General features: G+C 66.5%; 6 protein-coding genes. 4 read left to right on the top strand and 2 right to left on the bottom strand.

The window, feature by feature from the left end:
- Together VFZ20_RS24510 and VFZ20_RS24505 are read left to right on the top strand one after the other, a co-directional pair.
- A partial coding sequence (locus VFZ20_RS24510) for a TrbI/VirB10 family protein (RefSeq protein ID WP_329686590.1) occupies nucleotides 1-886 on the top strand: 886 nt, incomplete at its 5' end.
- A 16-nt stretch (nucleotides 887-902) separates the two neighbouring features.
- Nucleotides 903-1,100, top strand: coding sequence for a hypothetical protein (locus tag VFZ20_RS24505; protein WP_329686589.1), 198 nt, complete (start codon nucleotides 903-905; stop codon nucleotides 1,098-1,100).
- Between the two features lie 491 nt (nucleotides 1,101-1,591).
- Here VFZ20_RS24505 and VFZ20_RS24500 read toward each other — a convergent pair whose 3' ends face one another.
- Together VFZ20_RS24500 and VFZ20_RS24495 are read right to left on the bottom strand one after the other, a co-directional pair.
- Entirely contained in the window at nucleotides 1,592-2,056 is a 465-nt protein-coding gene (locus tag VFZ20_RS24500; RefSeq protein ID WP_329686588.1) for a hypothetical protein, read from the bottom strand.
- Between the two features lie 23 nt (nucleotides 2,057-2,079).
- Nucleotides 2,080-2,949 (bottom strand): HNH endonuclease signature motif containing protein, encoded by an 870-nt coding sequence (locus tag VFZ20_RS24495; protein ID WP_329686587.1) that lies wholly within the window; start codon nucleotides 2,947-2,949, stop codon nucleotides 2,080-2,082.
- A 1,107-nt stretch (nucleotides 2,950-4,056) separates the two neighbouring features.
- Here VFZ20_RS24495 and VFZ20_RS24490 point away from each other — a divergent pair.
- The gene (locus tag VFZ20_RS24490) at nucleotides 4,057-5,964 is read left to right on the top strand and encodes a type IV secretory system conjugative DNA transfer family protein (protein WP_329686586.1); all 1,908 of its coding nucleotides are present in this window, start codon (nucleotides 4,057-4,059) and stop codon (nucleotides 5,962-5,964) included.
- Nucleotides 5,961-6,467, top strand: a 507-nt coding sequence (locus VFZ20_RS24485) for a hypothetical protein (RefSeq protein ID WP_329686585.1), incomplete at its 3' end; no start/stop codon positions are given. The genes VFZ20_RS24490 and VFZ20_RS24485, both read left to right, overlap by 4 nt.

Here is a 6,467-nt window from a genome sequence, read left to right as displayed (position 1 = left end):
GGACGCGGCCCCGGCCGCGCCCGCCGCACCCCCGCCGCCGGACCCCCGCGACGAAGCGTTCCGGCGGGCAATGAGCTGCGGCATCAGGAGCTGCCCCGCGCAGCAGGCGGCGCCCGACGCCGCCGCCCCGGCGGCGTCGGCAGTGGACCCGATGGCGGACGTCGGCGCGCAGCTCGGGGGCGGGGCGGCGGCCGGGGGTTCCGCTCCCGCCTCGGGGTCGCGGGACCGCCACAGCGCGTTCCTGCGGGAAGCCGGGAGCAGCGGGGACGCGGCGCCGCAGGTGACGGCCCGCGTGCAGCGGCCCAGCTCGCCGTATCAGGTGATGGCCGGGACGCTGATCCCCGTCCAGCTCCGGACGGCGATCAACACGGACCTGCCCGGCGAAGTCGTCGCCCAGGTGACGCGCAACGTCTACGACTCGCAGCAGCGGCGCATCCTGATCCCCGCCGGGACGCGGGTGCTGGGCCGGGTGGACAACCAGGTGGGGATGGGTCAGGCGCGGGTGAACATCGCGTGGTATCGCCTGATCTTCCCGAACGATCACAGCCTGAACCTGCCCGGATTCACCAGCGCCGACGCCCAGGGCGCGGCGGGGATCCGGGGCAAGGTGAATAACCACTACGGGCGCACCTACCTCAACGCCATCCTGCTCAGTGCCATCTCGGCCGGGGCGCAGCTCAGCCAGCCGCGGAGCGGCGGCGGCGTGCTGTCCACGCCCTCGGCCGGGGAAGTGGCGGCCGGGGCGCTCGGGCAGGAGCTGGGGGAAGTCTCCACGGAGATGATCCGCCGCAACATGCAGGCGGGGCCGACGCTGGAAATCCCGCGCGACTTCGCTTTCACCATCTACGTGAGCAGGGACTTGGCGCTCGCGCCGTACCCGCTCTGAACCGCTGGAGGGGCCGATGATGGACGACAAGCTGCGGGCAGAGCTGACGTTCCTGCTGACGGCCAGCCTTCGCGAGCAGTGCGTGCACCGGCACGCGGCCATCGCGGAGCGGCGCGCCGTGTTCGCTCCGCGCCCGGAAGGGGGACGGGATGCGCGGGACACTGAAATACGAATGGGACCGATACGGCGGGACGCGGGACGGGCTGGCGTTTGACCGCTTCCTCGCGGAGTTTGGAGTGTTGATCCTCTGCCGCCGGTGCGGGTGCCAGATCGACCCGTACGATGTGCAGCCGGTGGTGGAGAGCGGGGAGGACCCGCGCGATTACGACTGGACCTGCGAACGATGCGAATGACGCAACCCTCCCCAGGCCGCCGTCCCTGAACTCGCCCGGATTTCACCTGAAATCCGGGCGAGTGATTTTAGTTGGTGTCATCCTCATCTACGCACGCCTGAGCTAACGATTCAAGTGTACTCAGGGCCAACTGCATTGCCCCCACGCCTCGCGCGTAGTAAACGTCTCGTACATGGGCGGACAGCGGCCCGTCTGAGGTATACGCGTAGAAGTGCATTCGCGCGGCATCAGCCCGCTTCTTGGCGGGCCCGGCGCCAGCGAGGTCCCGTCGTGCCTCGCGCGCCGCGCGGAGGATCGCTCGCGCCCGTTGGCTCAGACTTTCGTTCATGGTTCAGTTCCCCCCGGCCGTGATTCATGCAAAGAAAGCTTGGGCCTGTTTTTCCCCGACCCTCGGCGGTAACCCTTTGGCTTCTGCGAGGTCTCGTATCAGGCTCTTATAGTCAGACACGCGCCCGCCGCAAAAGATTGCTATGTGTCGCAGAGCCTGTCCGTACGATCTCACCTCCTGCAACTTGCCGGGATTCGCACCGCTCTGATAAGGGTTACATGCGTCGCACCACCAATAGGGTCCACGGACGTTATTCCCGTACACGGTGCACCGGGTCGCAGGATGCGGCGACCCTGTGTGTCCGTAGCAGTTCTTTGTCAATGGCATTGCGTCAAACTTTGCGATCAAACGCTTGGCCTCGTCCTGCGCGCGCTTCATCGCCGGACCGGGGTTCTTCTGTTCGAGCATCCACTTGATGTAATCGGGCTCCTTAAGCACCAGCAATTCCAGCGATTTACCAACGTGCTTTTTCCCGAATGAGAGGATCATAGGGTTCTACTCCGTGGATTCGTTTACGAGACGAAACCGTACCTCACGCGGTGCTCGGAAAGGTACACGGCCGTAAGCGCGTCGGGGCTTTGACTAAGGCGGCGTCTATGAAGTTGTAGCTTTTCCCGCTCCTCCGCCGACAGCCGCCCGGAAACGAGCATCGAACCATCCCCGGCGAAGGCGATCAACCCGGCATCAAACAGTGCGTCCAGCGTCGCCACGAGCGGAAGTCCGTTCGCGGGGTCCAGACGCTCCGCATTGGTAGATAGCCGCCACGGCTTGATATGGGACGCGCGAATTGCGTTCAGCGTCCCGCAGCCAGTGACGGCGCAGCGGCCGTGCCAGCGAGCGAGGACGGCGGTACGGAAGGCGCCCTGCCCAATGCGGGCGCTCACTAGTGCATCGCGCTCCGTCTCTGTCAGGCCCTTCACGCGGAGGATAGCGCGAAGGTCCGCCTGCAGAGAAGTGGCCCCGGACGGGGTGCGCATCACCCGCTGCAGGGGGACGCGCTCTAGGATCTCGGCATACAGCCCTTTCGGAAGCTCGTTCAGGCGCCCGAAACGGAGGAGCACATTAGAGTCGAAGCCGCGAATCTTCCGGGGCCGATCTGTGCGACGGGGACCATCAGGCGTGCAGAGCACACCGTAGGCTTCCGCGCCTGCAACGAACAGGTCTAGGTGACGCTGTCGCTCCGTGCGACCGTTTGAGGGGCGGGCTGCATTGCGCAGGACCATTACGAACGACGCCCCGCCATCCTCCACGATTTCGTCTTCCCACACGCGCAGGTACAAGCGGTCCGTAACCGGGTCGTGAGCGCCCCATGACCACCGCGGGTTACGCAGTTCGGCGCCTAACACATCCGTGTAGAAGCGCGTCGGGGAGACCGTAGCCATGCCACTCCTCCTGTTGTCAGGGACTCACCCGGCATACCGCCCCCATCTCGCAATTCCTTTCTCAGCCGCCGCGATCCGCGCGCGGTCCTCGGACACAAATGCGTCCGCCAAAAATAGGTGTGCGTCCATGAACGCATCGAAATCCTTCGCGGGAGCACCGTTCGACCTTGCCCGGCTCCAGTACGCGTAGGCGACAACAAGCTTCCCAAGTTCGGGGCCGGGGGAGGACCACCCGTGAGTTGATGAGGCATCGGAAATATGGCGTCACTGGCTCAGGATACCTATAGATGTGAACCTACCCTATTCACCTCATTGGAGGGGAGTCCATGCAACCTACCCGCCGAGAATTTCTCGCTATGCTCAGCGCTGGATTTTTTGGCACGATCCTCGAGTTGGAGCGCGCGTCAGCTCAAGAAATCTCGCTCGGCCGGCTACGGATCGAGCTGGTTGCGTTCTACGCACGAGACCTTAATGACCGGAGGCTGACCGGAAACACGGATGAATTATACTTAGGCGTAATCGGCACCTACGGTAACGAGAAGGTTGTCCCTGAGCCAGTCCAAAGCGTACCAAAATCGGGATGGGGATACAGCGGAGAGGAGCGGTTCAACACCCAAACAACAAAAGGCAACGTGCCGTGGGTCGTCCATCACCGGCGGAACCCAAGCAGGCGGGTAGTCGCGGATAGCGTTGTCCCTGCGGGTGTGCGCTGGCTTACATTGGCGCTGTGGGAGATGGACAGCTTGTTCAACGGCAACGATGAACTCGGCATCCTCGAGTTGGACCTGCGGCGGGGACGAAACACGAGGTGGACCCCTGTCTCACATACGCAGGCGCTGACGTCGTATCGTCGTGCCCCGACTCCGGACGCACGACCGTACCGGTTCGCCGGTGCTGGCGCTAGCTACACCTTGTGGCTACGTACCATCTGGTCCTGAGAGCAGAAGTATCATCATAAGATAGAACGGCCGGCGAAATCGCCAAGTACGGTTCGATAGAGGGTCCGACGGAGCCCGCTCTGATTTCAGGTGAAATCAGGAGCGGGCTTCGCACCAGATGGACGGTGCTGCGGATGCAGAGCTCTATCGACCGGCGGGGGTGAGTCCGATGGCCGCCCCCAACCTCACACAGACGGCACGCCACGCCGCGCCCGGCGCCAGCCGTACGCTCCTCGTCGTGCTGGCCGCCTGCCTAGTCTTCGGTAGCTGGTGCGCCGCGCAGTACCTCGCGGCCCAGCTCGGCCACGCGGCCCGCCTCGGGCCGCCCGCCTTCGTCCTCTCCCCGGAGCTGCACCTCTACGCCCGCGCCGCCGCCAGCCTCGCCCTGGGCGGGGTGCTGGTGGCGCTGCTCGACGCGCGCTCGCGGCCGTTCGCGCCGCTGCTCGCCCTGGCGGCCACCACGCTGTTCATGGTGACGCGCGGGCCGGTCTACGGGCCGTTCCGGTTCCCGCTGTGGCTGCTCGCGTTCCGCGAGGACGCGGCGGTGGCCGCCGCCCTCGGCGGCGCCCGGATGGCGTTCGCGGCGGGCAGCTTCGCCGCCGTGGTGGCGATCACCTCCGTCCGGCGCCGCACGGGCCTTCGGAAAGCCTCAACGTCTTTCGGGACGGCGCGGTGGGGCGACGGGGCGCAGCTCGCGGCGGCACCGGAAGGACTGCCGCTCGGCCGGCGCATGGACGATGGCGCCATGCTCCGCTACGCGGGGGATGCGCACCTGATAACCGTCAGCCCCACGGGCGGCGGAAAGGGCACGTCGGCGGTGGTCCCCGCTCTCCTCTCGCATCCGGGGTCCATCATCGTCCCCGACGTGAAGCCGGAGCTGTACGCCATCACCCAGCGCCACCGGCGCACGATCCAGCCGGGCGCGAAGGTCGTCTGCATCGACCCGTGGAATCAGGTCGAAGGCACGGACGGCCTGAACCCGATGGACCTCATCGACCCGGCCAGCGAGGACGCGCTGGACGACGCGGAGATGGTGGCGGACATGCTCGTCGCCGTCTCGGAGCAGGGCGGGGCGAACAAGCACTGGAATGAGGAGGCGCTGGCGTTCCTCACGGGGCTGGTGATGCACGTCAAGACGACGTGCCCGCCGGAGCGCCAGAACCTTCCCGAAGTGCGGCGGCTGCTCATGCTCCCGCGCGGGACGGACGACGAACCCGGCGCATTTGAGCAAATGCTGGCGGAGATGCTGGAGAATCCCGCCATCTACAACCTCATCAAGCAGAAAGCCGCCGCGATCACGCAGAAGTCGTCCAACGAGCGTTCCGGCGTGATCTCTTCCGCCCAGGAGCACACGCACTTTCTCGACTCCCCCCGCATTCGCCGCGTCCTCGCGGAAACGACGTTCGACCTCGATCTGCTGAAAACCGGGACCATGACGCTCTACGTCGTGCTCCCGGCGCGGCGGCTCACGCGCTACGCGCGGCTGGTGCGCCTCGTCGTGGGAACCACGCTCCAGCGGATCAGCTCCATCCCCGGCCAGCCGAAGCATAAGATCCTCGTCCTGCTGGATGAGTTCACGCAGTTGAAGCGGCTGGGGCCGGTGGAGGAAGCATTCCGGCTCATGCGCGGCTTCGGCGTGCAGTTCTGGCTGTTCCTGCAAGACCTGGCTTCGTTCGAGGAAGTCTATCCGAAGGTCTGGAAAAGCTACGTGGCGAATGCGGGGGTCCTACAGGCGTTCGGCACGAACGACGTGGATACGGCCGAATACCTCAGCAGGCGGATCGGCGAGACAACCGTGTTCGTGGAGTCCGAAAACCGCTCGCGGGGGATCAGCACGGGGAAGATGGACAACGTGCAGGAAGGCGCCGGGCAGACCACGGCGGAGAAAGGGCGCCGCCTGATGATGGCCGACGAAATCCTGCGCATGAACCCGGAGGAAGGGATGCAGTTGATCTTCGTGCAGGGGCGGGACCCGGTGCTGGCCAGACGGATCGTGTACTACACGGACCCGGCTTTCAGAGATGACAAGGGCCGCAATCAGTTCGATGACAACCCGCACCACGTGGCGGTCAAATGAGCGCCCGGCACGCGTGCGCGGCGGCGCGGCTGGCGGAGTTGCGGGGGACGGCGCGCGAGCCGTGGGCCCTCGCCTGCGTGGTGCTGGTGGCGCTGGCGCTCCTGGGCGCCGCGCTGGGCTTCCGGGTGAACGTCACGCGGTCTTATCCGCTCGGGCTGTACTGTGTGACGGGCGGCGCGGCCGACGCCGCGCGTGGTACGGTGGTGGTGGTCTGCCTTCCGGAAGAATGGTCCCGCCTCGCGCAGCGCCGGGGCTACCTGGGGCCGGGCTGGTGCGCGGGCGGGGACTACGGGCTGGGGAAGATGGCCGTAGCCGCGGCTGGGGACGTGGTGGAGCTGGGACCGGAGGGTGCACGGGTGAACGGGCGGCTGCTCCCGCACAGCCGCCCGGCGGCGCGCGACGCGCAGGGGCGCCCGGTGCCGCACGCGCCTTTCGGCCGGCGCCAGCTCGCCGCCGGGGAGCTGTGGCTGTACTCGCCGTATCACGGGGGCGCGTTCGATTCC

It is taken from the genome of Longimicrobium sp., from assembly GCF_036280135.1.
Classification (GTDB): Bacteria; Gemmatimonadota; Gemmatimonadetes; order Longimicrobiales; family Longimicrobiaceae; genus Longimicrobium.
Note: the sequence above shows the minus strand (reverse complement) of the source record. Positions and strands in the feature narration are given on the sequence as shown.